The sequence below is a fragment of the Thermostichus sp. OS-CIW-31 genome (assembly GCF_054060305.1).
Map to the genome: position 1 here is coordinate 1 of NZ_JBSSDA010000024.1, position 22,885 is coordinate 22,885.

General features: G+C 59.0%; 25 protein-coding genes and 1 pseudogene. 4 read left to right on the plus strand and 22 right to left on the minus strand.

What is annotated here, in order from left to right:
- Window positions 1–91: 91 nt before the first annotated feature.
- On the minus strand, window positions 92–1,840 hold the full coding sequence (locus ACVWY9_RS12280) for a diflavin flavoprotein (RefSeq protein WP_457388623.1): 1,749 nt from the start codon (window positions 1,838–1,840) through the stop codon (window positions 92–94).
- A gap of 126 nt (window positions 1,841–1,966) precedes the next feature.
- On the minus strand, window positions 1,967–3,733 hold the full coding sequence (gene hflX, locus ACVWY9_RS12285; RefSeq protein WP_457388625.1) for a GTPase HflX: 1,767 nt from the start codon (window positions 3,731–3,733) through the stop codon (window positions 1,967–1,969).
- A gap of 405 nt (window positions 3,734–4,138) precedes the next feature.
- Between hflX and ACVWY9_RS12290 the strand changes: the two are divergent.
- Both ACVWY9_RS12290 and ACVWY9_RS12295 read left to right on the plus strand, forming a co-directional pair.
- Window positions 4,139–4,528, plus strand: a pseudogene (locus ACVWY9_RS12290) (transposase); the annotation flags it as partial.
- An 83-nt stretch (window positions 4,529–4,611) separates the two neighbouring features.
- A complete protein-coding gene (locus ACVWY9_RS12295) occupies window positions 4,612–5,886 on the plus strand; it encodes an amidohydrolase family protein (RefSeq protein WP_457388627.1) in 1,275 nt (424 codons plus the stop codon).
- A 3-nt stretch (window positions 5,887–5,889) separates the two neighbouring features.
- On the opposite strand, the gene ACVWY9_RS12300 is transcribed toward ACVWY9_RS12295, so the two are convergent.
- The 4 genes from ACVWY9_RS12300 to ACVWY9_RS12315 are packed head-to-tail and all read right to left on the minus strand — an operon-like array spanning window position 5,890 to window position 8,255.
- Window positions 5,890–6,348: an FxLYD domain-containing protein gene (locus ACVWY9_RS12300; protein WP_414332474.1), complete on the minus strand. Its 459-nt coding sequence runs from the start codon at window positions 6,346–6,348 to the stop codon at window positions 5,890–5,892.
- Between the two features lie 31 nt (window positions 6,349–6,379).
- Window positions 6,380–7,006 carry a 5-formyltetrahydrofolate cyclo-ligase gene (locus ACVWY9_RS12305; protein ID WP_457388629.1) on the minus strand — a complete coding sequence of 209 codons (627 nt, stop codon included), beginning with the start codon at window positions 7,004–7,006 and terminating at the stop codon, window positions 6,380–6,382.
- Between the two features lie 44 nt (window positions 7,007–7,050).
- A complete protein-coding gene (locus ACVWY9_RS12310; RefSeq protein WP_414407059.1) occupies window positions 7,051–7,515 on the minus strand; it encodes an FKBP-type peptidyl-prolyl cis-trans isomerase in 465 nt (154 codons plus the stop codon).
- A gap of 59 nt (window positions 7,516–7,574) precedes the next feature.
- Complete coding sequence (locus ACVWY9_RS12315; RefSeq protein WP_457388631.1) at window positions 7,575–8,255, minus strand: hypothetical protein; 681 nt, start codon at window positions 8,253–8,255, stop codon at window positions 7,575–7,577.
- Window positions 8,256–8,329: 74 nt separating this feature from the next.
- Here ACVWY9_RS12315 and cobJ point away from each other — a divergent pair, with 74 nt between their 5' ends.
- Window positions 8,330–10,225, plus strand: a complete 1,896-nt coding sequence (gene cobJ, locus ACVWY9_RS12320; RefSeq protein WP_457388633.1) for a precorrin-3B C(17)-methyltransferase — start codon at window positions 8,330–8,332, stop codon at window positions 10,223–10,225.
- A gap of 16 nt (window positions 10,226–10,241) precedes the next feature.
- On the opposite strand, the gene modB is transcribed toward cobJ, so the two are convergent.
- Complete coding sequence (gene modB / locus ACVWY9_RS12325; protein ID WP_457388635.1) at window positions 10,242–12,029, minus strand: molybdate ABC transporter permease subunit; 1,788 nt, start codon at window positions 12,027–12,029, stop codon at window positions 10,242–10,244.
- A 37-nt stretch (window positions 12,030–12,066) separates the two neighbouring features.
- Complete coding sequence (gene modA / locus ACVWY9_RS12330) at window positions 12,067–12,828, minus strand: molybdate ABC transporter substrate-binding protein (protein WP_457388637.1); 762 nt, start codon at window positions 12,826–12,828, stop codon at window positions 12,067–12,069.
- Window positions 12,829–13,086: 258 nt separating this feature from the next.
- On the opposite strand from modA, the gene ACVWY9_RS12335 reads away from it, so the two are divergent.
- A complete protein-coding gene (locus ACVWY9_RS12335; RefSeq protein WP_414382929.1) occupies window positions 13,087–13,299 on the plus strand; it encodes a TOBE domain-containing protein in 213 nt (70 codons plus the stop codon).
- 26 nt (window positions 13,300–13,325) lie between these two features.
- Here the strand turns inward: ACVWY9_RS12335 and ACVWY9_RS12340 are convergent, their stop codons facing one another.
- The 14 genes from ACVWY9_RS12340 to ACVWY9_RS12405 all read right to left on the minus strand — a co-directional run bounded on the left by ACVWY9_RS12340 (window position 13,326) and on the right by ACVWY9_RS12405 (window position 22,323).
- Complete coding sequence (locus ACVWY9_RS12340) at window positions 13,326–14,978, minus strand: helix-turn-helix domain-containing protein (RefSeq protein ID WP_457388639.1); 1,653 nt, start codon at window positions 14,976–14,978, stop codon at window positions 13,326–13,328.
- A 343-nt stretch (window positions 14,979–15,321) separates the two neighbouring features.
- Complete coding sequence (locus tag ACVWY9_RS12345) at window positions 15,322–15,579, minus strand: hypothetical protein (RefSeq protein WP_011430669.1); 258 nt, start codon at window positions 15,577–15,579, stop codon at window positions 15,322–15,324.
- A gap of 99 nt (window positions 15,580–15,678) precedes the next feature.
- Window positions 15,679–16,056, minus strand: a complete 378-nt coding sequence (locus tag ACVWY9_RS12350; protein WP_414389672.1) for a ferrous iron transport protein A — start codon at window positions 16,054–16,056, stop codon at window positions 15,679–15,681.
- 28 nt (window positions 16,057–16,084) lie between these two features.
- Complete coding sequence (locus ACVWY9_RS12355) at window positions 16,085–16,384, minus strand: 2Fe-2S iron-sulfur cluster-binding protein (protein ID WP_414373907.1); 300 nt, start codon at window positions 16,382–16,384, stop codon at window positions 16,085–16,087.
- A gap of 42 nt (window positions 16,385–16,426) precedes the next feature.
- The gene (nifW, locus tag ACVWY9_RS12360; RefSeq protein ID WP_457388642.1) at window positions 16,427–16,792 is read right to left on the minus strand and encodes a nitrogenase-stabilizing/protective protein NifW; all 366 of its coding nucleotides are present in this window, start codon (window positions 16,790–16,792) and stop codon (window positions 16,427–16,429) included.
- Window positions 16,789–17,052 carry a CCE_0567 family metalloprotein gene (locus ACVWY9_RS12365; protein ID WP_011432070.1) on the minus strand — a complete coding sequence of 88 codons (264 nt, stop codon included), beginning with the start codon at window positions 17,050–17,052 and terminating at the stop codon, window positions 16,789–16,791. The genes nifW and ACVWY9_RS12365 overlap by 4 nt, the downstream gene beginning before the upstream one ends.
- Window positions 17,053–17,118: 66 nt before the next feature.
- A complete protein-coding gene (locus tag ACVWY9_RS12370) occupies window positions 17,119–17,574 on the minus strand; it encodes a NifX-associated nitrogen fixation protein (protein WP_457388645.1) in 456 nt (151 codons plus the stop codon).
- Window positions 17,575–17,576: 2 nt separating this feature from the next.
- Entirely contained in the window at window positions 17,577–17,996 is a 420-nt protein-coding gene (gene nifX / locus ACVWY9_RS12375) for a nitrogen fixation protein NifX (protein WP_414342057.1), read from the minus strand.
- Between the two features lie 81 nt (window positions 17,997–18,077).
- On the minus strand, window positions 18,078–19,415 hold the full coding sequence (nifN, locus tag ACVWY9_RS12380) for a nitrogenase iron-molybdenum cofactor biosynthesis protein NifN (protein ID WP_457388647.1): 1,338 nt from the start codon (window positions 19,413–19,415) through the stop codon (window positions 18,078–18,080).
- Window positions 19,403–20,809 (minus strand): nitrogenase iron-molybdenum cofactor biosynthesis protein NifE, encoded by a 1,407-nt coding sequence (gene nifE, locus ACVWY9_RS12385; protein ID WP_457388649.1) that lies wholly within the window; start codon window positions 20,807–20,809, stop codon window positions 19,403–19,405. Before nifE ends, nifN begins: the two co-directional genes overlap by 13 nt.
- Window positions 20,800–21,159, minus strand: coding sequence for a Mo-dependent nitrogenase C-terminal domain-containing protein (locus ACVWY9_RS12390; RefSeq protein ID WP_011430660.1), 360 nt, complete (start codon window positions 21,157–21,159; stop codon window positions 20,800–20,802). The genes nifE and ACVWY9_RS12390 overlap by 10 nt, the downstream gene beginning before the upstream one ends.
- 3 nt (window positions 21,160–21,162) lie before the next feature.
- Entirely contained in the window at window positions 21,163–21,387 is a 225-nt protein-coding gene (locus ACVWY9_RS12395) for a DUF2949 domain-containing protein (RefSeq protein WP_011430659.1), read from the minus strand.
- 42 nt (window positions 21,388–21,429) lie between these two features.
- A complete protein-coding gene (locus ACVWY9_RS12400; protein WP_011432075.1) occupies window positions 21,430–21,975 on the minus strand; it encodes a ferritin-like domain-containing protein in 546 nt (181 codons plus the stop codon).
- A gap of 54 nt (window positions 21,976–22,029) precedes the next feature.
- Entirely contained in the window at window positions 22,030–22,323 is a 294-nt protein-coding gene (locus tag ACVWY9_RS12405) for an Asr1405/Asl0597 family protein (protein WP_414416372.1), read from the minus strand.
- Between the last annotated feature and the right edge of the window lie 562 nt (window positions 22,324–22,885).

Here is a 22,885-nt window from a genome sequence, read left to right on the forward strand (position 1 = left end):
CTTCTGCCATTTGTTTTCATCTAAAAAAACCAACTTCATCCTCTTTCCTCTATAAATTATTCTCTCTATCCTAACATAAGATCAACACGACCTAGTAATGATTCCCTACCTTGCGGTGGTGGATGGCGGTGAGGCCCTCTGGGCTGGAGACCCGACCGGCTTCCAAGGTGCTGTACACCACCCAGTGATCGCTGGTTTCCAGGCGGCTCACCACACGGCACTCCAGGTAGGCCAAAGCATCGGCCAAGATGGGGGATCCGTTGGCAGCAGGGTAGGTCTTGATCCCGGCAAAGCGGTCGGCTCCCGGTGGAAATCGCTTCAGGAAGTGGCGCATCAAGGGTTGGTAATGGCCTTCTTGCAGCACGTTTAACACGAAGGTATCTCCCACCTGCAGGAAGGATTCGATGGCCCGATCCTTGGCCACCGCAATGCTGATCCCTGGCGGATCGGTGCTGGCTTGGGCTACCCAGGAGGCAAGCATGGCGCTGGTGGCTTGCCCTTTGCGGGCAGTGATGATGTAGAGGCCATTGCTGATGCGGCCCAGGGCGCGATCCAAGTCGGCATCCAAGGCTTTCATCTGCTGAATGTTGCGATCCCGCGTCAGCCACTGCCCCAGATCGGTACCTGCTTCTTCGGCCAGTTGCAGCAGAGCCTCGCCGGCAGGCTGCTTGAGCAGAATGGGGGCAAACACCTCTTTGGCGCCGATTTCTTGCAGTGTGTTGCGGCAGAGGTACACCGACTCGTCGTCTTCCCCCCCTGACTCGAACAGGCCAAAGCCCTGCTTGCTGTGGGCAGAGGCCAGCAGGGTTTTCAGCAGCACCTGGGTAGTGGCCGCCTCTGGCCCCGATTGGGGCGGCATGCCTATCACCACGCCGGCGGCCAAGCTCATCAGCTCCCGCATCTCGTGGGCATCCAGCAGCCGCAGATCCGCCAGCTCCACGGCAACGCCGGTTTTTTGGATCCCGCGGGCAATGGCTTGAGCCAAGGTTTCCGCCTGGCCATAGCCGGACAGGTAGAACACTGCCACCAGGCGCTCGGCTTTGGCCTGCTCCAGGCTCCAGGTGCGATATTGCCCCACCCAGTCGGACAGGTGATGGCGCAGTAGGGGGCCGTGGCCGGTAGCAATGGCAGCGATGGGAGGCAAGGCTTCCATGCGCTTCAGGGCGGACAACACCGAGCGGGCGTTGGGCCCCATGAGGCAGTCGTAGTAGAGCTTGAAGTCGGCCTGCAACAGGTGGGGATGTTCGTCCCAGGCGAAATCGTCGCAGTAGTGCATCCCAAACACGTCGCAGGTGTAGAGGATCTGGGTGCCGTGGTCGTAGGTGAGGATGGTGTCGGGCCAGTGCAGGTTGGGGGCAGAGATAAATTCCAGGACATGCCCTTTGCCCAGATCCAAGCGATCTCCCTGTTTCACCACCAGCCGCCGGAAGGGCCGATGCACCAGATCTTCCAGAAATTGCATGGCCACCTTGGAGGCCACCACCGTCATCTGGGGCGCCAGCTCCAGCAGATCACCGACTAGGCCGCTGTGATCTGGCTCGGTGTGGCTGACCACCAGGTAGTCGATCGCAGTGGGATCCACGATCCCTTGCAGGCAATCCAGGTACAACTGGCGAAACTTCTCGTGGGAGGTGTCGATGAGGGCCACCTTCTCGCCGCGAATCAAGAAGGAGTTGTAGGTGGTGCCATTTTCCAGAGCAAATTCGATATCAAATCGATCCCGATCCCAATCTTGGGAGCGAATGGCGAGGGTGTCGGCCCCGATAGGCAGAGTTTGCAGCGTCAGATGGGGCTGGGCCAGGCGAGGTGCGACTTGAGGTGCAACTGCAGTGGTGGCCATGTTCTCTCCCTAACTTTAAGTCGGGTCACAATCCTGATCTCAATGTAATCTCAATGTAACTGAATGTTTATGTTGACGGCGGATGAAGATGAGCTATGCAGGTTTGGAAATCCTTATGGAATGCTTTTAGGGATCCTTGGGTTCCTGCCAATCGAAGGGGTTAGGACTTAGGGCTGTAGCAAACTGGGCCAGGGTGTGGCGCAACTGATCCAGGTTTTGGCCGGTGGCGGCGGAAACAAACAGGGCTTTGGGGTAGAGCAGGCGGACGTCTTCCACCCATTCGGGGTCGAGGCGGTCGATTTTGTTGAACACCAGCTGGCGGGGACCAGTGGCCAAGGGCAGCTTGTCCAGCAAGGTTTCCACCGCCTCGATCTGTCCTTCCCAGTTGGGGTGAGACAGATCCACCACATGCAGCAGGGCATCCGCTTCCGTCACCTCTTCCAGGGTGGCTTGAAAGGCATCCACCAGTTGGTCTGGTAATTCGGTTAGGAATCCCACTGTGTCGGTCAACAGCACCGCCTGCTGGTCGGGCAGCTCCAGCCGCCGCGTGGTGGGATCCAAGGTGGCAAAGAGTTGGTCGGCCACGTAGACCTGGGCATGGGTGAGGGCATTGAGGAGGGTGGATTTGCCGGCGTTGGTGTAGCCCACCAGGGCCACCACAGGAATTTGGGATGCCTCGCGCCGTTGGCGCAGCCGCTGGCGGTGGCGGCGCAGCTCTTCCACCTCTTGCCGCAGCTTGCTGATGCGCCGCTGGATGGCCCGCCGCTCCATTTCCAGTTGGGTTTCCCCCGGGCCCCGAGTACCGATCCCACCCCCCAGCCGCGACATGGTGCGACCGCGACCAGCCAGGCGAGGCAGCAAATACTGCAGTTGCGCCAGCTCCACCTGCAGCTTCCCGGCTCGGGTTCTGGCCCGCTGGGCAAAAATATCCAGGATCACCTCGCTGCGATCCACCACCCGCACTCCCAGGGCCTCTTCCAAGGTGCGCACCTGGCTGGGGGTGAGTTCCCGGTCGAACACCACCAAGTTAGCGCCCAGATCCTGGACCAGCAGAGCCAGCTCTTGCACCTTACCGGATCCGATTACCGTGGCCGAATTGGGGCCTTCCCGCCTCTGCCAGAGGGCTTGCAGCACCTGTCCGCCGGCGCTTTCCACCAGGCGGCCCAGCTCCGCCAACACGTCCATTAGCTCCTGGCTGCTCTGGCCTGGCTCCTGCAGCCCCACTAGGATCGCCCGATCCTGATCCAGATCCACCTGGCGGGCGGTCAACTGGCGCCGAAACCCATCCTCCAGCTCCGCCACCAGCTCCTGCAGATCCTGTTCTGCCAGGATCCCCAAAGGCAGAGGCTCAGAGACCCACCAGCGGCGCTCTCCCTCCGGCAGCAGATGGGCCAGATAGGCCCGGTGAACAAAGCCCGTAGCCGCTCCTCCCCGGCGTCGGTGCCCTCCTGACTTGGACACGGAAAGGGTGATGAGGGCATCCAAACGCTGCAAAGCCATGGCCGTCAGCGCTTTTTGACCGGGGCCCCCCTCCCCCATTTGGGTGGTGATGCAGCGGATCCCGGATAGGCGCTCGGCCCCCTGGCGGGGCAATTCCCAAGCGGGAATCTGGGTTTCAAAAGGGGATCCCACCCCTACGCGGATCACCTGGCCGCGCCGGTTGAGGTAAACGCTGATGGGCCGGCCTTCCAACTCTTGGGTCAGGGATCCCAGCCGTTGGGCAAACTCCACCGTCACCAGGCGGTTGGGGGGTAGGCGCAGTTGGTAAAGCCGTTGCAGTTGCTTTTGTTGGTGGGGCTTTAACCCTTTGGCCTGTTCGGGAAAGCGTCGTGGAGCGATAGCAGAGCTGAAGCGGGGGTCGGTCTGATGGCGAGAGGCGCTAGCCCTGGGCATAGGGATGGGGAAAGACCCAAAAACAAGCTTTCATCTACCATACACGCTAGCTGCTGGCAGGAACTTGGGATCCAAAAGCAACGGCGGCAAACACTGGCCTAGTGTTGGATCTGCCCAAGCAGGGATCCCTGTATCGAGCCTGCTGTTGGTGAGGGAGTTTCCAAATCAGTTAGGCATCTCTTTCGCTCTGTGTTCCAGAACCCTGCTGCAACTTGGAATAGCTGCATAGGAATAGCTGCATAAATTGGAAAAAGCCGTCGTGCCAGCTCTTGGTTTTGATGCACAATTTCAATATCACCCCATTTTCTGTGCAAATATTCGGCAACCAGACTACGATGACAGTGCTCAGGAGTGGCTTTACTGCAAAGTAGCATCCTCCATCGAGAATACTTTTATCCACTTGGTCTTCGGGGTAGGATGAAGAAAGGGAACTTTTTAGAGTTTTCGAAAAACGACTTATGTCCAAAGCTAGATGCGAGGAAGGCGGTGATTATGGACAACTTAAACATTCATAGGAGTCGGGAAGTTGCGGAGTTGATTGGGGGGACAGGTGCGCGAATCCTATACCTGCCTGTGTATGCGCCGGAGTTGAATCCCTTCACGCCAGTGGGCCGTAGGCCTTTTGAGATGATGGGGTCGGTATAGAAGCATTTTATTCGGCAGTTATGCAGAGCGGGCAAGTATAGCATGGAGCAGATAGTGGAGACATCTTTGTTACTTATCCATCCATCCTGCCTCCGAAGTTGGTTTGTGAAGTGTTGCTGCTGTACCCCTTGGCTCCTTAACAGGCTGTAACTTGAGATAGCTTTTCTATTCAGTCTGCCATTTAACTAGCGGCAGTTGTCCCTGTTCATCCTAAGTTGAAACAGCCACAACCTATGGATCTGATTTTGCGCCGAGCCAACTTGCCAGATGGCCGCAAAGGGGTCGATATCGGCATTGAGGGAGACCGCATTGTTGCTGTGGAAAACAACTTGCAAGCCACTGCCCCCCAAGAAATTGATGTCAGCAACCGCTTGGTGTCGCCCCCCTTCGTGGATGCCCACTTTCACATGGATGCCACCCTCACCTATGGGATCCCGCGCGTCAACCAGTCGGGCACCTTGCTAGAAGGGATCGCCCTCTGGGGGGAGTTGAAGCCGCTGTTGACCCCCGAGGCAGTCATAGAGAGGGCCTTGACCTATTGCGACTGGGCAGTGGCTCGTGGGATCCTGGCCATCCGCACCCATGTGGATGTGTGCGATCCCAACCTGTTGGCGGTGCGGGCGCTGCTGGAAGTCAAGCAAAAAGTGGCTCCCTACTTGGATTTGCAACTGGTGGCTTTTCCCCAGGATGGCTACTATCGCTCGCCAGGGGCGGTGCAGCTCCTGGAGAAGGCTCTGGATTTGGGGGTGGAGGTGGTGGGCGGGATCCCCCACTTCGAGCGGACGATGGCCGAAGGGACGGCTTCGGTGCGGGCCCTATGTGAAATTGCAGCAGCGCGGGGTCTGCGGGTGGATCTGCACTGCGACGAGACCGACGATCCGCTTTCGCGCCATGTGGAAACCTTGGCCTACGAAACGCTGCGGCTGGGCTTGCAGGGGCGGGTAGCCGGATCCCATCTAACTTCCATGCACTCGATGGACAACTACTACGTCAGCAAACTGATCCCCCTGATGGCCGAGGCAGAGCTGGGGGTGATCGCCAACCCGCTGGTCAATATGGTCATCCAAGGGCGCCACGACACCTACCCCAAGCGACGGGGGCTGACCCGGGTGCCCGAGCTGATGGCCGCAGGCTTGACGGTAGCCTTTGGTCATGACTGTGTGATGGATCCCTGGTACCCTTTGGGCAGCGGCAACATGCTGGAGGTGGCCCACATGGCCATCCACGCCGCCCAACTGACTGGCTATGAGCAGATGCGCCAGTGTTTTTTGGCGGTAACAGAAAACCCGGCCCGCATTCTGGGGTTGGAAGGCTACGGCCTGGAACCCGGCTGCTACGCCGATCTGGTGGTGCTCCAGGCCGCCGATGCCGTCGAAGCCATTCGCCTGAAACCGGCTTGCCTGTATGTCTTCCGCCGGGGCCGGCTGATCGCCCAAACGCCGCCTGTGGTCGCGCAACTCCATTTGCCTGAGCGCCCCACCCAGGTGGAGTTCACCCGCCAGCTTTAGACGTTAACGACGCACGGTACCGCTGAAGCCGCTGGCCTTGAATTGCTCCAGGGTGAGGGGCAGGGGGCTGGTTATGGGCACCGAGATGCGAATTGAAAAAGGGCTCTCGCCGGGAGGAACTTCTGCAATGGCCCCCAGGCGGGTACGCTCCGGCAGAACCTCGTTGCCGTTGGCATCGTAAAGCCGACCGAAGACATCCGCGTTCAGCAGGGTATTTTTGGAGCGGTTGACCACTGTGCCTTCGACGAACAGGCACCTGGCCGGTATGGGGTTGCCGTTGCTGGTCACCAGGTTGGTGTATTCGGGGGTATCGGGACAGGGGGTGACGTGGAGATCCTTCAGTTGCAGGGGGATCGCCCCAAAGCCCATCAAGAGCACCGCCAATGCCACACAGCCAAAGCTCATGCAGACAAGACGCAGCTTTTGGGTTAGCCACTGCGCCGGCTTCCAAACTTGGCTCATCGTTTTTCCTCCAAGGCCCACCCTCTTTAGTCTAGGGGATCCCCGTCTCGTAGAACCTCTCCTCGGTTTGGATCCCATCCAGGCGCTGATCCCAAGGATCCTGAGGCAGGGGCTGCTCCAGCAAGCAGGCTTGGGGGAGGATGCCCCACTTGGGCACACTGGGATCCGGCAAAGCGGCCAAAAAGCGGTCGTAATAGCCGCCGCCATAGCCCAAACGCCTTCCCCACCGATCGCAGGCCAGGGCAGGCACCAGGATCAAATCCGCCTCGGTGGGGTCGATAACTGTGCTGCCGGGAGAAGGCTCCAACAAGCCCCAGCAGTTGGGGACAAGCTCAGCCGGCTGGTAGCAGTGCCACTGCATTTGCCGCCGCGGCAGACAACGGGGGATCCCCCACTGCTTCTCTGGAAAAAGGGCAAACAGGGATCCCAGATCTACCTCGGAGCCAAAAGCTACGTAAGCCAGGATGGTTTTGGCGGCCAAAAGTTGGGGGCAAGAGGCCAAATGAGCCACGATCTTCTGGCTGATAAGGGATCTGTCCAACCTCTGCCGTAGCTGGCGAAAGTGCTGGCGCAGGCGAGCTTTTTCTAGTGCAGGATCTGCTGCCAGAGAACTGGGCCGCCAAGAAGAAGACAGTTCCGGGGAAGGGAGTTCCTGCACAAGCCCAATGCCGCTTGGATATTCGGTCTCTGCAAGATCTGAATCTACTGGATGGCCAGGAGCTCCACTTCAAAATCCAAGGTGGCATTGGGGGGGATCACCCCGCCTGCCCCGCGGCTGCCATAGGCCAACTCCGGCGGAATGCGCAAGTAGCGCTTGCCCCCCACCCGCATGGTGGCCAGCCCTTCCTCCCAGCCACGGATCACCTGCCCTACTCCGTAGGTGAAGACAAAAGGCTGATTGCGCTTGTAGGAGCTATCGAAGATGGTGCCATCCTGTAGCTTGCCCACGTAGTTCACCACCACCGTTTGCCCCGGCTGAGGCGAAGGCCCACTGCCTTGAGTGATGTCGTAGTATTGCAATCCCGACTCGGTGGTGATGAAGTCCTTGGCTGGGGATTGCACGCTCACCACCGGATTGTCTTTGGCCCGCGACAGAGCCACGGCCGGCTGGCCGCCCCACACCCCGAGCCACAGCAAACACAGCACCAGCAGCAGCACCCGTTTCATCGTTGGCATCCCCCCACCGCCGACTTTTGGCTTTCCTTTAACAATCTTAGGGGATCCCGCTAGCCTTTCAGTTCGGCAAATTCGATAATCTGACCCTGGTGATCCCGCACCCAAAAGACGAAGGGCTTCTCGGAGCGAATGCTGTTGCGGATCCCTTGTTTGTTGATTCGCTTCAGAAGGGCCTTAAGGGACTCCCGCTCATAGCTGACATGGCGATAGCGAACGCCGCTGCTGCGGCCCGCTGCCGGTACAGTCCCGTAAGCAGAAGCAGATGAGGAGCTAGGCCTAGAGGCGTTGCCGTAGGAACCGGACCCCGCATAGGGATCTGTAGAGCCGGGGATCACGTGCAATTGCACATTGTCGGAGAGCTGATACCAAAGGCCGGGGGTATCCAATTGGGTCGGCCCGGAGGTGGGACGGGCTTTGGCATCGAAGCGGGGGCTGAGGCCAATATCCCCCGGAAAATAGACGGATCCGAGGCTAGAGCTGATCATGCTTTGCTCGTAACCGTAGTAGTACTGCAGGGGCAGCTCCGCTTCCGGCAGTTTCAACACCTTCTCATAAAACCCTCTGGCCTGCTCCAAGTCCGGCACGATGATGGTGTGGACACGGGGAGCGCCGCTTAAGAATGTCCACATGGCCCCCCCATAGGCCGATAGCAGCAAAAACATCAGCCCCTTGGTGGAGAGCAAAACCTCCAGGGGGATCAGGGGCAGCATCAGTCCGGGTGGGATGACCATCAGCACTTGTCCATTCGCGGGTGGCTCTATGTCCAGTATAGGATCCGGGGAAGTTTCAGCCTTGGCCCACCTCGATGAAGCTCGCTCTGTTTGCCCCCAGCCCGCGCGCCCGCTGGTTGGCCAACTCTCTGATCCCCCTCCTAGGCAAGGAGGTCATCTGCTGGAGCAAAGCTGAACCGCAAGGGCTGCCCTCCCCCTGGCAAGCCTACGGGGATCCCAGCCATCCCACAGCGCCAGGCTCCCTAGCAGAAGCCGTTGCCCAAACCTGGCCCCAGGTGCAGGGCTGTCTCTTCATCTTGGCCGCAGGGTCGGTGGTGCGGCTCATTGCCCCCCTCTTGCAGGACAAGCAGCGGGATCCAGCGGTGGTGGTGGTGGACGAAGCCGGTCGCTGGGCTATTAGCCTGTGCGGGGGACATGTGGGGGGGGCCGATGCCCTGGCGCGGCAGGTGGCCGCTACCTTGGGAGCCCAGCCGGTTCTCACCTCTGCTTCCGAGGGGCTGGGGATCCCGCCTTTGGATTTGCTGGGGGATCCCTACGGCTGGCGGCGGGGCGCTGGAGATTGGAACGGGGTGGCAGCCGCCTTGACGCGGGGAGAGCCGGTGGCCGTTCACCAGACCTGCGGCACGCGGCTTTGGCGACAAGCTTGGCCGGCAGATCATCCCCTAGTGGCCTCCTCTCCTCCCCATCCCGTTGCCCAAATCTGGATTGGGGAATCCCTCTCCCCTGCCACAGGGATCCCGACAGTGCACTGGCATCCGCGGGTGCTGTGGGTGGGGGTGGGCTGCGAGCGGGGCACCACCCGCGCTTGGCTAGAGGGATCCCTGCGCCGCCTGCTGCAGGCCCAGGGGCTGGCGTTCGAGGCCATTGCCGGCTTGGCCACCTTGGAGCTCAAGCAAGACGAGCCGGGTCTTTTGGAGCTGGCTCAGGCCCACGGCTGGCCCATTGAGTTTTTCCCGGCAGAGGCCTTGGCTGGGATCCCGGTTCCCCACCCTTCGGAGGCCGTTCGGCAGGCGGTGGGCACTCCCTCCGTAGCCGAGGCGGCTGCTCTTTTGGCGGCTCAGATCTGGGGAAGAGGTGACCGAGCTTTTGAGAGGCCCTCTTGCGTTGCGGAGGGGAAGGCAACTCTTCTCTGCCCCAAGCAGGTCTTCACGTCAGAAACCGAAGGGGCCTGCACCCTGGCCATTGCCCGCGCGGCGCAGGAGTATTCCCCTCGCAGCGGCCACCTCTGGCTCATCGGCACTGGTCCTGGGGATCTGGGTCAATTGACTTTGGCTGCCCGTATGGCTTTAACTCAGGCCGATGTGGTTGTTGGCTACCAGCTTTATCTGGATCTGGTGGATCCCCTTTTGCACCCCGGCCAAATCCGGGAGGCCTCTCCCATTACCCAAGAGCTGCAGCGAGCCGAACGGGCGATTGCTTGGGCGCAGCAGGGGCTGAAGGTGGCGGTGATTTCTTCGGGGGATGCCGGCATTTACGGCATGGCGGGCTTGGTGCTGGAGTGCTTGGTCCGCTCTGGCTGGGATGGGATCCGCCCTTCTCTGGAGGTGCTGCCGGGGATCTCTGCCTTCCAGGCGGCTGCTGCCCGGCTGGGGGCTCCGCTGATGCACGACTTCTGCGCCATTTCCCTCTCGGATCTGCTTACCCCTTGGCCAGTGATTGCAAAACGCCTGCAGGCGGCTGCAGCTGCCGATTTTGTGGTGGCCCTTTACAACCCCCGCTCCCGGCAGCGGGTGGATCCCTTCCTCAAGGCTCTGCAGATCTTTTTGCAGGCCCGGCCCGCCCATACCCCTGTGGCTTTGGCCCGCAACCTCTACCGCCCTGGCGAAACTCTCCGCCTTACCACCCTAGGGGAGCTGGATCCAGAGGAGGTGGACATGCTCACCCTGGTCTTTATCGGCAACTCCCAGACCTTTCGCCATGGGGAGCGGCTGATTACCCCGCGGGGCTACCGCTTGGGCGAGCCCACCTGACTCCTGGGCTCCAGACTCAAAACACCCTCAGATGCCGGGGATCCAACTGCAGCCACCACGGGGATCCCCAACCTTCCACCTCGCGCCAGCGCTCCCGCCACACCTCAGCTTGCAGGTGATAGTCCTGGCGGTGGGCAGGAGGACCGCCCAGCCTAAAGAAGAGAGTCAGTCGGTGGGGGGTCTCGCTCCACTTCACCAGCCAAGCGGGAAACGTGTTGGGCAGCTTCCCGTCGGGCCTGAAGGTGAGGTGGTGGGCGCGGATGGCGATGTATTCTCCCGCTGGGGATCCCTGTACCTGCAGCTCACAGCCCCAATCCAAGGCCAGCACCCGTTGAGGGCCCAGGAGCTTGGCCCGCGAGATGTTTTTGCAACCCGTCAGTTGCGCCACACTAAGGCAGGGGGGAGCCTCAAATAGCTGACGCTTGTCCCCCTGGGCAATGATTCGCCCCTGCTCCATTACAGCCAGATCCCCGCAGAGGCGGAAGGCTTCCTCAATGTTGTGGGTTACCAAAAGCGTGACTCCCTTGTAGCCCGCTAGGATTTCCCCCATCTCCTGCTCCAGTTGGCTGCGCAGGTGGGCATCCAAAGCAGAAAAAGGCTCATCCAGCAGCAAGATCTCCGGCTCAGAAGCCAAGGCTCGCGCCAGGGCCACCCGCTGCTGCTGTCCTCCGGAGAGCTCCGTGGGATAGCGGTTTTCCCAGCCCTTCAGCTTGACCAACCGCAGCTGGGCCTGGATCCGCTCTTGTTTTTCCGCTTCGCTCAAGCCCGCAGGGATCCCAAAAGCGATGTTCTGGGCGACGGTGAGATGGGGAAACAGAGCGTAGTTCTGGAAGATCACCCCTACCCGTCGCTGAGCGGGGGGCAGCCGGATCCCCTGTTCGGCGTCAAACAACGCCCGCTCGTTGAGCAAAATGCGCCCACCATCCGGGGTTTCGATCCCGGCAATGCAGCGCAAAAGTAGGCTTTTGCCGGATCCAGAGGCCCCCAGCAAGCCCAGGGGTCGCCCATCGCAGCTCAGTTGTGCCTGAAGCTCAAACTGGGGCAGCTTCTTGTCAATGTCCACCCAGAGGCGGGGGGCCGGAGTTGAGAAATCCAGATCCCTTCTGGTGAGAACCTGTAGAGGACGAGAGGGAGGTCGCTGCCAGGGCCGTCGCTGAAACCAAAGGTTAACTGCCGTCATCACCCCCAAGGACAACCCCAAGACCAGGGCCGAGCTGATGGCCGCCCCCCGCATATCCCCCGCCTGAACGGCAAAGAAGATGGCCATGGACAGGGTTTGCGTGCGGCCTGGGATGTTGCCTGCCAGCATCAAGGTGGCGCCAAACTCCCCCAGAGCGCGAGCAAAACTGAGGGTAACCCCCGCCAGGATCCCCGGCAAGGCCAGTGGGATCAGCACCCGCGTAAAAATCTTGGCCCTACTTGCTCCCAGGGTGCGGGCTGCCGCCACCAGCGTCGGGTCGATCTGCTGGAAAGCTCCCAGGGCCGTGCGGTACATCAGGGGCAGGGCCACCACCGCTGCCGTGATCACCCCGGCATACCAGGTGAAGATGACCGACAAGTTCAGCGAGGCCAAAAGTTGTCCCAGAAGGGTTCGCCGGCCAAACAGCAGCAGCAACAGGAAGCCCACCATGGTGGGCGGCAACACCAGCGGCGCCAACAAGAGGGCCTCGATGAGAGAGCGCCAGCGACCTCGGTAGTGCAACATCCCATAAGCTGCCAGCGTCCCCACCCCAAAGGTGATGCCCGTGGCCAAGCCGGCAATCCGTAGGGAGATCCAAAGCGGGGATAGGTCGTAGTCGCTCATTTGGAGTAACTCATCCGCGCCATTGCAGAGGGATCCCTCACAGGCGGATAAAGCCGTACTTCACAAACACCTCTGCCGCTTCCCCTGAGGTCAAAAACTCCAAGTAAGACCGTCCGGCGGGAGTATCGCGCACCAATGCCACCGGGTAGATAATTGGCGTAATGGGATCCGCCGTAGCCACTACTCGCACCCGATTTGAAAGCTGAGCATCCGAGGTAAACAGGATCCCGGCGTCGGCATTGCCCTGCTCCACCGCCGTCAAAATTTCCCGCACCGTGCTGGCAAACACCATCTTGGGCCGCAGCGTCTCAAACACCCCCGCCTCGGTGAGAATTTCCTGGGCATAGCGTCCGGCGGGCATGGCCTGCAGATCCCCAATGGACAGAACCCGGATCTCTTCCGCCACCAAGTCGGCAAAATCCTGAACCTTGGTTCTGGCATTGGCAGGCACAATTAAAGCCATGCGATTGCTGAGAAGATCTCGCCGGGATCCCTCCACCAGCAGGTTTTGCTTGGCAAGGGCGTCCATAAAAGAGGCGGCTGCGAAAAATACCACGTCCAAAGGCGCCCCCTGCTCCACCTGTTGCTGGAGAGAGCCGGAATTGGCGAAGTTGTACTCAACCTTGATGTCGGGGTGGTTGGCAGCGAACAGCCGGTCGATTTCCATTAAAGCCGGTTGCAGGCTCACCGCAGCCCCCACCAAAATGGGCTGAGATTGTGCCAAGCCGGGAGCCGACCCCCACCTCAAAGCCAGAGCGGCCAGGATCCCCAGGAATAACATTGCAGTTCTTCGTTTCATAGCCATTTTTCTTTGACCCGTGACAACTCTCAGAACAGGAAAATCCGCCAATGGTTCGGTGCTTTTGACTGTCGGAATTGGGTTGTAATTTGTATCTGTAGATACACACCTAGACTATCGGCAGCCATTCCTCCCCAGAGGCAACGATAAGCATCTGATAGTATTGAAACCAATGTTGAATGGCCATCTGCCGAGATCCCTTCTTGTTCAGTTTGGTCAACACCCCTGTTGCTCTGCTTGTTCAACAAAGGAGAAGTCATGCAAATCAGCACTCGCAACTTGTTTAAAGGAACTGTAAAAAGTGTCCAGGTAGGCATGGTCAATGCCGAAATTATTCTGGAAGTTGCACCGGGTATAGAAATAACAGCCATTATTTCTAAGCACTCTGCCGAACGGTTGGGCATAGCAGTTGGGAAAGAAGCGTATGCTGCCATCAAAGCCTCGGATGTGGTCATTGCCGTGGATGAGTGAGTGGATGAGTGAATTGAGTAACTGGCCTAGACTTGCTGTTGCCTGGGATCCAAATACAGGGCTTTGATAAGGCGCTGGCGATCGTTTAGGCTGATCTGAAGCCGCCCATTCTCTACATCCCGCACCCAGCTCTGGCTGCGCCCCAGCCTCTGGGCCAATTCCCGCTGGCTGATTCCCTTTTGCTGGCGTGCCGCCGAGATATCTGCCCCACGCAAAGCTTTGCTTGAGGGGAAGTCTTTTGGGTTTTCGGGAGGGCCAGGGAGATCCGAGTCTGTTGCAACAGGCGCAGACTTTGCCCTACGCCGCTGCCGGGATCCCGATTCTCGGGTCGGGGATCTGGCTTCTTGAACTGCTTGACGATGCCAGTCGGAGGGCAGATGAAATCGTTGAATGCGAGCCTGCATCAAGAGTCCCCACTTGCCCCGCGGCCCGGCAGCCGTCAGCAAGCCACCGTTGTTGGCATCTTCAATCCAAAAGTTCAATGCCTCGTCCGCATCCTCGGGCACAGCTTCCAGGCGAGCCCACAGGGGTTGAATGGAAGAAGGATAGGTGAGGGGATCGAACTCCGGCTTGAGGCCGTAGTGGTTGAGAACCTCCAGATCGCTTTCAAAGGTGCGCACCAGCCGTTTGCGTTCTTGGAGATTGAGATAAGCTTCCTGCAGTCGCTCTTCCCCGTAGGCCACTCGCATCAGGGTGGGCACCGTCAGACGCTGTTGCCGCCCCATCCTCACTTTGAACAACAGCCACAGCAGCAGGCGCATGGCTCCTTCATGGTGTTGCCAATGGCTCATCACGGCCTGCAGCAGGGATAGGGGCAGGCTGCTGTACTGATAAAAGGCTTGCCCCTGGCGGCACCCTTGTCGATTGAGAAAGTACCGTGTCCATTCGCCGGGCTGGATCGCCCAAGTCAGGCCCACCAGATGGTTGCAGCCCTGCTCATCTTTTTGAAAGTGGCGATGCATCTTGAGCAGCCTCCACAGAGGGCCAGCCGGTACCGAAAACCCCTTCACCCGCCCCTGATCCGGCCAATCGATGGAGACTTGAATCCGACAGAGCTGCTCTATCCAGGTCATGAACAGGTGGAGACGGGTCATCTTGCTCAGATCTTTACGTTTATCCCAGCCCAAATAGGACTCCAATTGTGAGTCGGTGAAAACAAAGGATTCCTTCCAGGGGCTATCCAACCCGGCGGCATAGGCAGCAAAAATAAGATGCAAACAGGCAGTTCGCACATCGATCGGAGCACTTTGTGGGATCCCGTCCAAACATAGAGTTAGGGTCAGAGATCCCTGGTTGTGGCCAACAGATTTCTGATAGCAAACCTGGTTATCTCCCTGCTTTTGCAGATTGAGAGATTGAAATTGAGATAGGAAATTGCAAGCTTCCCAGACCACAATTGACGAAGCAAAAGCCTGGCTATGGCCGTTCAAAAATAGAGGTGGACTGCTGCGAATGCGGGCCGTGACCGTGCGGTTGCGCCCCTTCATGGCTTCATAAGGCTGCGGGGCAGAACCGGGACACAGGCTAACGCACTGAGGTTCTGGGAAGAAACCTTCGCAGTCATTGCACAACAGAGGATTAATCCAGTATTCCCCATCCTGGACAACAATAGCTTTTGTAGGACAGCTATCTACGCAAGCGTGGCAACCGATACAATTCCCTGAGATTTGATAAGCCATAGCCCTCGAACTCCATAGCGTTTCCCTGTAGCTCTCCTTTGTTCACGCCTGCTATCGCATCTGCAAAACCCTAAACCCGGCCATGGAGACCTTCCTCGCAAAGCCGTGGCAGCCCGGCGAGAGACCTTAGTTTAAGGTCTGTTTCCTAAGCTCAATTCGTGAACTGGATTGAACGATACCTCAAAAGATCCCCGGCAGGCCAGGGAGATTTGGTCTAGGGTGAACCTTCTGGAAAGCTTTGTTTTCTCTTAACTTCTAATGTTTACAGTGAACTTTTGAGATGGCTTTGCAGGCTACTCCTCCCCCCTTGAGAGCCTTTTGGGGATCCGAACTGCAACAAGTGTCAGGCGAAACGCTCAATAACCAAGCCGACACAAGGTCGTCCGCCCACCCAATACGCCGATTCATCGGCAAGGTTGTGGCTTGGCTCCAGATGCCAACCCAAGGGATTGGGTTCTAGCTCCAGCGCCCGCACGATTTCCTCTGGGCTTAGTCCTGTGCAGAGTTGGATGTGTTGCAACTTGGGGAAAGGCTTTTCCACAAGGCTAAGCTCTTCAGCAGCTTTAAGGATGGAGCCCAGGTGCAACAAACAGGTGTTCATGGCTTTGCTCCCAAATCAAGATAGGTTATGAAGAGATGAGCTTCCCTTACTTTGAGTGTCCCTCATTACAGGTTAAAAATTGGGTAAATAGACTACATTTTAGAAGGCTCTTGGCAAATTTAAGATTGTTTTCTTATTCGGTTCTTGGGGAGGCGCTAGGGTGCAACGGGGATCCATGTAAACCCAGATGGGTTTAGCTAAATGAGCAGGAAGGGAAAGTTGGCCACTGGGTAGGAGTAGGATCCACTCAGGGTGACGTTGGATAACCTGGAGATAGGTACCTGGAGTGAGACCCATTTGCTGCAATTGGGCGCAAGCAGCTTCGGATCCGCGCAGTTGGTAGATGCGACCTTCTTCTCCAACCTTCATGAGTTGGAGAGGAGATATGGTTATTGAGATCTTAGGGACGGTGGGCGGTGCCAACATATAGGGATCCCTAATCTTAGAAGAGGCCATTTGAGCCTTGCCCGAGTCCATTTGCGAGCAGCTTGGAAGCAGCGATCTATCAAACCAAGTAAGCTTCCTGGTGAGTGCGAATCGTACAATTGGAGCGAGGTTTAGCCACGCAGAGCAGCACAAATCCTTTAGCTATTTGCTCCTCATCCAGAAAGGTTTGCTCCGATTGATCGACTTCTCCTTCTACCACTTTGGCCACGCAAGAGGAACAACTACCGGAGCGGCAGGAAGAGGGCAAGTCCACATCTTGATCCTCAGCCGCTTCTAGGATGGTTGAATCTTCATCTACTGAGATATAGGTATCAAGCTGTCGTTTTAGGTTAACCAAGTGAACTGTGTAGGTAGCCATGATGGAGTCTCCAGAGAGCTGACGAGGGGTAAACAAGAGATCTTAGGCAGGGATCCCAGGGCTGCATTCGCCCCGCTCTCCCAAAGAGCTGCAGCCGGCACAGCCGCCGACAGCATCTGGACAACCGTAGTCTTGAAAGACTCGGAATAGCTTCTCCTGCTGCGGAGTAGAGGTGAGAAAAGTTTGGTACGCTTTTTCCAGCGCTTGCCGAGCTTGCTCCAATCGCTCTTCTTCGCTGCCCTGGAAGTGCTCCAGAGGAGCCAGATACTGAGCGAATTTGCGTAAGATATGCAGGCGATTCACGTTGACCACCCGCGGATCGTAGGGGAGCTCGAAAAAAGCGAAATAATCCTCGGCATTGACTAGGGCTTGGAAGTCTTTCCAACGGCGGTTGCGGTTCCAACTCATCGGCAGGTCTCCAGGGTTTTCAAGCGTTGTCTGAGGGTGTGCAGCCGGGCAAACAGGGCATAGGTGCGGGCTGCCAAGTCGGGGAGTCGCTCGAACCCGTCGGGTAGCCCCTCGGCCAGATCGTGCAGATCCATTTTCAGTTGGCCTGCTTTGCTGTTTAGTCGTTTGATCTCGGTGCGGAGCTGGTCGGCAGACAGGTGTTCAAAGGGCTCGAAATCCAGGCCGTTCACAACATTCTCAACGTCACTCTCATTCAACATGGGCAAGGCACTCCTAATTGCTGAAGAAAAAGAAGAAAAAATGGCTGCCGGGACGGAGACAAGCGGCTACAGTCGGCCCACCTCAGGGTAGGTTCGGGCCAGTTGGATCCCTTTGTCGATAAGGGCAGTGGCTTTTTCGCTGAGCTGTTCGAGGGAGTCAAAGCCAAAGCGATGGGCATCCCGCAGGGTGTTGACCACCAACAACAACCGCCCTGAGAAGACCAGCACCCAACCAAAGCCTTCGCTGTTGAGATCCAGCACCACCTGAGCCAGGAGGCCCGTCTCCTTTTCGATCAGGGCGGCAATGGCGCGGTAGTAGATGAGAATGCGGCTCCGCACCCCGGGATCCACCTCCCCTTCGAGGGATATCTGGCGTTTTTGGGCTTTGGTGACGACAAAGGGCTTGAGCAGCAACTCATCACTCCAGGTGCGGTAGGTGCCGTAGGGATCCGCCGCCCGCAGCTGGCGGACGATCTCCTGCAGGATGGGACTGGTCGAGGGGGAAAGAGGGGTAACCGTCATGGCTAAACCTCCGCAGGGGAAGTAGAGGGATTTGGGGCTTCGGCTTTGCGGGCGCGCTCGGCCAAGAGCACTTTGCGCAGCCAGGGGGGAGGATTGTGCAGGGTGGTTACCAGGCGCTGCAACAAGCTCTCGATGGATTCTTCTTCCGACTGCACTTTGATGGGGGTGATGCGGCGGTTGATCAGGCGGGCGGCGGCACTGCTGCCAATGGCAGCCACGTAGATGAGGGTGACATCGGCCAAAGCCTGCAGCTTGGGCACCAGCTTGTCCTCGTTGCCATCTGCCTCCAAGTTGCCCCCAAAGGTGAGGGTCTTACAAAATCGGTAGCCTTCGGGGGTGACTTCGTAGAGGTCGATCTGGTTGGCCCAGCCAAAGTGGGCATTGACGTGCTTGCCGTCGCGGGTTGTAAAGGCCACTTGCATAGGCGTTCTCCTTAGAACCGTGAACTTGAGGGTTTGGGGGAGCTAGGGGCACTTGGGCTGCCCTTCGAAGCTCTGGATCCCTTAGAATCCCTGCCTAGAAACCTGGGGTGGGCTGGGGTGACGGGCTTCCTCCTGCTCCATCAGCAGGTTGCCGACAGCAAACAGTTGGGATAGGGTGCCGCGATAGCCCACCTGACAGAGGTGGTTGGCCCCCAGCCGGTCGAAGATGGGGATCCCCATTCGATGCACTGGGATCCCCAGCCGCTTGCCCAGGCGCGCCACGTGGGAGTTGCCCACCAGCAGGTCAGCCCCGGGTGCTAGCTCCTCCAGATCCCCCAGATCTCCCACCCGCACCGCCTCAATGGGAAGGGTGCTCAAGTGGGGATCCGGTGTGGGACTGATGGCCGCCTGGATCTGACAGCCCATATCCAGCAGCCAGTCCACCCACCCCCAGAGCAGATCGGCTTCTAGGGCCAGGGCAATCCGCTGGTTGCCGAAGAAAAAGTGGCAATCCAGGAGGGCATCTTGAACCTGGCTGCGCTGGCGGCGGTAGCGAGAGGGCACCGGCTGCTGGCTGTGATCGGCCAAGGTTGCCAAAAAGGGATCCACAGCCTTGAGACCGGTCAGGTGGGGGAAAACCCGATAGGGGGTGCCAAAGCGCTGGGCCAGGATCTGAGCGGCAGGGCGCATGCTCTCGCCGACAGCTATGGTGAGGCCGGAACGCCCGAGCTGGCGCAATTGCTCAAGGGTGGTGCCGCCGTCTGGGGTCGCCCTAAAGCCGGTGCCCAAGTGTCCGTCCAGGGAACCCGCCGGATCCGGCACCAGGATCGGCTCTAGGCCAAAAGCCTCCGCCATTTCTTTGATCTCCTGGGCGTCGGCAGGGGTGAGGGCAGGCCCGCACAGCACCGTTACCTGGGCAGGGCGGACGGATCCCGACGGCGATTCCGGCAGGGTGCTGACCAAGCTGTTGACGGCGATGGCATAGCCGTCTTGCAGGGATCCCTTAAAGTCAGGCGTGGAGGCCAAGACGATGGGCAGATCCTGCAATTGCGGCTGGCGTCGGCGCAGCTCCCGCAGGATGCGCGGCATATCGTCCCCGCGGGTTTCCGTGAGGCCGGTGGTCAGAAGACCAATCAGCTCCGGCTGGGCCTTCTCCACCAAGGTGAGGATGGCAGCTTCGACATTCTCCTCCCCCCCCAAGATGGTGTCCACTTCGGACATGGCAGTGGTGGACATGGGAATGGCCTCGCGGAAATGGCGTACCAGCAGCGCTTTGGCAAAGGCCGTGCAGCCCTGGGAACCGTGGAAGAGGGGCAGACAGCCCTTGATCCCCAGAAAGGCCAGGGCCGCCCCCAGCGGAGCGCTGAGTTTGAGGGGGTTGACGCTGAGGGGCTTGCGTTCTTGAATCAACTGGGCCATCCTCCCACCTCCTTTGCTGCTGAGGTCTCCCAGGGGGCAGGCCGTCGCAACTGCTCCCAAATGGGACTGTGGAGGGCAGCATCGATTTCCCGCGCCAAGTTCACCAGGCCGCGATAGCCGGCATAGGCATGGTGCCGCTCCTGGTTGATGTCCAGAAAGGGGATGCGGGCCTTGAGGGCGGTGTACTGGTTGCGTCCGCCGGCGATGAGCAAGTCCGCCTTCGTGCGCTCCACCACCTTGAGCAGCTCTTGCGGGCTGCCCTTGTCCAAGAGAATGCCATCCTGGCCAAGCAGCTCGCGGATGCGGGCTTTGTCTTCTTCGGTGCTTTTGCGGGTGCTGGTGGCCGTTACCTGCATCCCCAGATCTCGAGCGGCGGAGATGATCGACCAACTTTTCACCCCGCCGGTATAAAGGACAACTCGTTTGCCCGCCAGCCGCTGCCGGTAGGGGGCCAAAGCCGCCTCGGTGGCGCGAGTTTCCCGCTCGATGAGGGCCTCGGTACGCTCCTGCAGTTCGGGATCCTTCAGCCCTTGGGCAATGGCCCGTAGGCAGTGGTTCATCTCCTGCAGCCCGTAAAAGGAAGCCTCGATGTAGGGGATCCCGTAGCGCTCCTGCATCTTGCGGCCCACATTGAGCAGGGCTTTGGCGCAGATGAGGACGTTCAGCTTGGCCCGGTGGGCGGTACAGATCTCGCGGTAGCGGCCATCGCCGGTGATCTTGGCCAAGATGCGGATCCCCAGCTCGTCAAACAGAGGCAAGACATCCCACAGCTCGCCGGCAATGTTGTACTCGCCGATGAGGTTAATGTCGCGGGGAGTGGTGTACTCCGGGGAGGCGGTGCCGATCACATAGTCCAGCAGGGCTTCTCCGGCCAGACGGTTGCCTAGGTTTTTGCTGCCCACAAAGCCGGGCGCATTCACCGGAATGACCGGGATCCCAAGCTGGCGGCTGGCCCGCTGACACACGGCCTCCACATCGTCGCCAATGAGGGCAGTTACACAAGTGAGATAGACAAAAATGGCGGCAGGCTGGTATTTGGCCTGCAAGTCAAGGATGGCCTGGAACAGCTTTTCCTCCCCCCCGAAGATGATCTCGTTCTCGCTCAGATCGGTGGTGAAGCCCACCCGATAAAGCTGGGGGCCAGAAGAGAGGCTGCCCCGCGTCCCCCAAGAGTTGCCGCTGCAGGCGATTGGCCCATGTACTAGATGGGCGGCATCGGCGATCGGCACCAGGGCAATCGAAGCCCCGTCAAAGGCACAGCCTCCCTGCGCTCCTCCTGGCTTGGCTTGCTCGGCACAGACCTTGTTTTTGCCTTTGCCGTCTTTCTTGTGGTTGTGCTCGCAGGCGGTCTCGTTGAGCAGCTCCGCCACTTTAGTCCGGCTGATCATGGGCATGATGGGATCTCCTGAGAAGAGGGGGGCTGGGGTTGAGCCGCAGCTTCGGCCAGATAAGCCGCCGCCCGTAGCCGCAGGGCGATGATCTCCTCGTAGAGGGGGTTGATGCGACAGAGGGCCGGAATGTGGACGGTGCGGGATCCCAGTCGGATATCCCGCTCAAAGGGACAGGAAGCCGGGATCAAACGACAAATCCAACGGGCCTGCCGGGATCCCCGAATTTCAATGCTGTTGAGCCAGCGGCGCGGCCACTTCAGGGCGGATCTGAAAATTGAGTTCAAAACCAGGCCGAGCCATCCCAAAGGGTTGCCGACTCTGGGAAAGGGAAGAGAAGGGTAGGGATAAGTCATGGCTTAAACCTCCGAATGGGTAGAATTGGTAACAAGAGGAGGGGGAGCACACCATTCAAAAATCTGCTCCAGTTGCTCCAAGGAAATCAGCCCGTAATGCCAGAGGATCATCGGCAGGGGGCCCTGTTCACACCCATGCCGTTTCAGGGCGAAGGTGAGGGCGGATTCCGGGATCCCAAGCTCGACTTGCAAAAACTGGAGCAGCGGCGCCCGATCGGGGGTAAGCATGGCAGAGTCTCCCAAAACGAGGGGTGGGCGTAGATGGGCAAGCTAGGATGGGGACAAGCCCAAAACCAAGCTGTCGGCAGCCAGAAAGTGGGCCAGGTGAAAGGCCCGTTCTTCCGTCCGCAGCAAAATCTGCTCGTAGAGGTGACGGGTGGCGCGATCCCCAACACTTTCCGCCAGAGCCGCCTGGCGACGCAGCAGATCGATTAGGCTTTGCTCGGCCCGCAAATCCGCTTCCAGCATGGGCCGCACGGCCAATGCATCGTCCCCTTCCGGGCTGAAGCAGCACAGCTCCGCCAGCTTGGCAAAGCTGGAGGCCGGGATCCCACCCAGGCCGTTCAGGCGCTCCCCCACCTCATGGGCGTGGTTCTGAACTTCCTGTAGACTTTCGTTGAAAAATTGATGAATTGAGTAGAACTCTGCTCCTTCGACAACCAGATGGTGCTTCAGATACTGCAAATACAGCCCCTGAAGACTGGCCCAAGCCAGGTTGAGGCCCTCGCAGATGGGAACCGTGATCTCCCGTCCCAGGTGAACGGGGTTGTCTCGGACTTGTTGGAAGGAGCGAGTTGAGGGGGATGGAGTGGTCATTGGCGCTACCAAAACGAGGTGAACAGGAGAAGCAAGAAGGCAAACGGCAGAGGTTCAGGGGTGGTCATCCCCTCCTGCAGATCTCTCAGGGGGATCCCAGGTCTGGAGAGACCAGCAGCGATCCAACCAACTCAGCCAGCCAGAGCGGTCAAGGGCGAAAAGGCGGAGCACACTGTGGACGAGGAGGGCTTCGGTGGGGGTGCGAATCATCACCCACAGTTGGCCGGTCGGGGTACAGCCACAGGTCAAATCCAGCTCCTGCAGACGGTAGAGAATCCGCCAGCGATCGCAACGGGGCACCTGCAGCACTTCAGCCGTTTTCGGTGGGGGAGAAACAAGGGGGGACATAAGCTCACCGGTTGGGAAGCAGGAGGGAGTCTCAGCAGAGGGCAGAACCGTTGGGTTTCTGTTCCCCCGCTTATATCCCCCGCTTATAGCAAGCGGCTGCAGGGGCTCAGGCTTGGCAGCGGGCGATCAGGATTGATTGAGTTATTGCCGATGTACTCAAACCCTGGAAGCTTGGCCCAGAGGGCAAAAAAAGTTTTTCTGAGGGCAGGGGGTTGAGTCTTTTGCCCGCAGGGATCCGGTATTTTTGGGGAAGGGTATGGGTATTTGAGCGAGTACATCCCCCCTGTCACAACAAGAAAGTCCGACGGCCTGCCGCCGCAATAGTCTTCACTTCCTTGGCGAGGACTTTGCCCCAGGGGGATCTTTCCTCAAACTCAAACGGCTATTTTCAATACACTTTTGGGCTGATACGATATTAAATCGTAGCAATTGATGCAAAACGCAGCCGAGGCTGCGGCGCTTGAGTGCATCTGAGCAGATTTTTAGTATTTCTTAAGCATTGCCCCAAGCCCTTGTCGAATCAGGGATTCCGGGGATCCTCCCCACAGCCGGATCCCCCGCC

Coding starts and splice junctions, on each gene's coding strand:
- ACVWY9_RS12280 (WP_457388623.1), bottom strand. CDS start 1,840: ATGGCCACCACTGCAGTTGCACCTCAAGTCGCACCTCGCCTGGCCCAG.
- hflX (WP_457388625.1), bottom strand. CDS start 3,733: ATGCCCAGGGCTAGCGCCTCTCGCCATCAGACCGACCCCCGCTTCAGC.
- ACVWY9_RS12295 (WP_457388627.1), top strand. CDS start 4,612: ATGGATCTGATTTTGCGCCGAGCCAACTTGCCAGATGGCCGCAAAGGG.
- ACVWY9_RS12300 (WP_414332474.1), bottom strand. CDS start 6,348: ATGAGCCAAGTTTGGAAGCCGGCGCAGTGGCTAACCCAAAAGCTGCGT.
- ACVWY9_RS12310 (WP_414407059.1), bottom strand. CDS start 7,515: ATGAAACGGGTGCTGCTGCTGGTGCTGTGTTTGCTGTGGCTCGGGGTG.
- ACVWY9_RS12315 (WP_457388631.1), bottom strand. CDS start 8,255: ATGGTCATCCCACCCGGACTGATGCTGCCCCTGATCCCCCTGGAGGTT.
- cobJ (WP_457388633.1), top strand. CDS start 8,330: ATGAAGCTCGCTCTGTTTGCCCCCAGCCCGCGCGCCCGCTGGTTGGCC.
- modB (WP_457388635.1), bottom strand. CDS start 12,029: ATGAGCGACTACGACCTATCCCCGCTTTGGATCTCCCTACGGATTGCC.
- modA (WP_457388637.1), bottom strand. CDS start 12,828: ATGAAACGAAGAACTGCAATGTTATTCCTGGGGATCCTGGCCGCTCTG.
- ACVWY9_RS12335 (WP_414382929.1), top strand. CDS start 13,087: ATGCAAATCAGCACTCGCAACTTGTTTAAAGGAACTGTAAAAAGTGTC.
- ACVWY9_RS12340 (WP_457388639.1), bottom strand. CDS start 14,978: ATGGCTTATCAAATCTCAGGGAATTGTATCGGTTGCCACGCTTGCGTA.
- ACVWY9_RS12345 (WP_011430669.1), bottom strand. CDS start 15,579: ATGAACACCTGTTTGTTGCACCTGGGCTCCATCCTTAAAGCTGCTGAA.
- ACVWY9_RS12350 (WP_414389672.1), bottom strand. CDS start 16,056: ATGGACTCGGGCAAGGCTCAAATGGCCTCTTCTAAGATTAGGGATCCC.
- ACVWY9_RS12355 (WP_414373907.1), bottom strand. CDS start 16,384: ATGGCTACCTACACAGTTCACTTGGTTAACCTAAAACGACAGCTTGAT.
- nifW (WP_457388642.1), bottom strand. CDS start 16,792: ATGAGTTGGAACCGCAACCGCCGTTGGAAAGACTTCCAAGCCCTAGTC.
- ACVWY9_RS12365 (WP_011432070.1), bottom strand. CDS start 17,052: ATGTTGAATGAGAGTGACGTTGAGAATGTTGTGAACGGCCTGGATTTC.
- ACVWY9_RS12370 (WP_457388645.1), bottom strand. CDS start 17,574: ATGACGGTTACCCCTCTTTCCCCCTCGACCAGTCCCATCCTGCAGGAG.
- nifX (WP_414342057.1), bottom strand. CDS start 17,996: ATGCAAGTGGCCTTTACAACCCGCGACGGCAAGCACGTCAATGCCCAC.
- nifN (WP_457388647.1), bottom strand. CDS start 19,415: ATGGCCCAGTTGATTCAAGAACGCAAGCCCCTCAGCGTCAACCCCCTC.
- nifE (WP_457388649.1), bottom strand. CDS start 20,809: ATGCCCATGATCAGCCGGACTAAAGTGGCGGAGCTGCTCAACGAGACC.
- ACVWY9_RS12390 (WP_011430660.1), bottom strand. CDS start 21,159: ATGACTTATCCCTACCCTTCTCTTCCCTTTCCCAGAGTCGGCAACCCT.
- ACVWY9_RS12395 (WP_011430659.1), bottom strand. CDS start 21,387: ATGCTTACCCCCGATCGGGCGCCGCTGCTCCAGTTTTTGCAAGTCGAG.
- ACVWY9_RS12400 (WP_011432075.1), bottom strand. CDS start 21,975: ATGACCACTCCATCCCCCTCAACTCGCTCCTTCCAACAAGTCCGAGAC.
- ACVWY9_RS12405 (WP_414416372.1), bottom strand. CDS start 22,323: ATGTCCCCCCTTGTTTCTCCCCCACCGAAAACGGCTGAAGTGCTGCAG.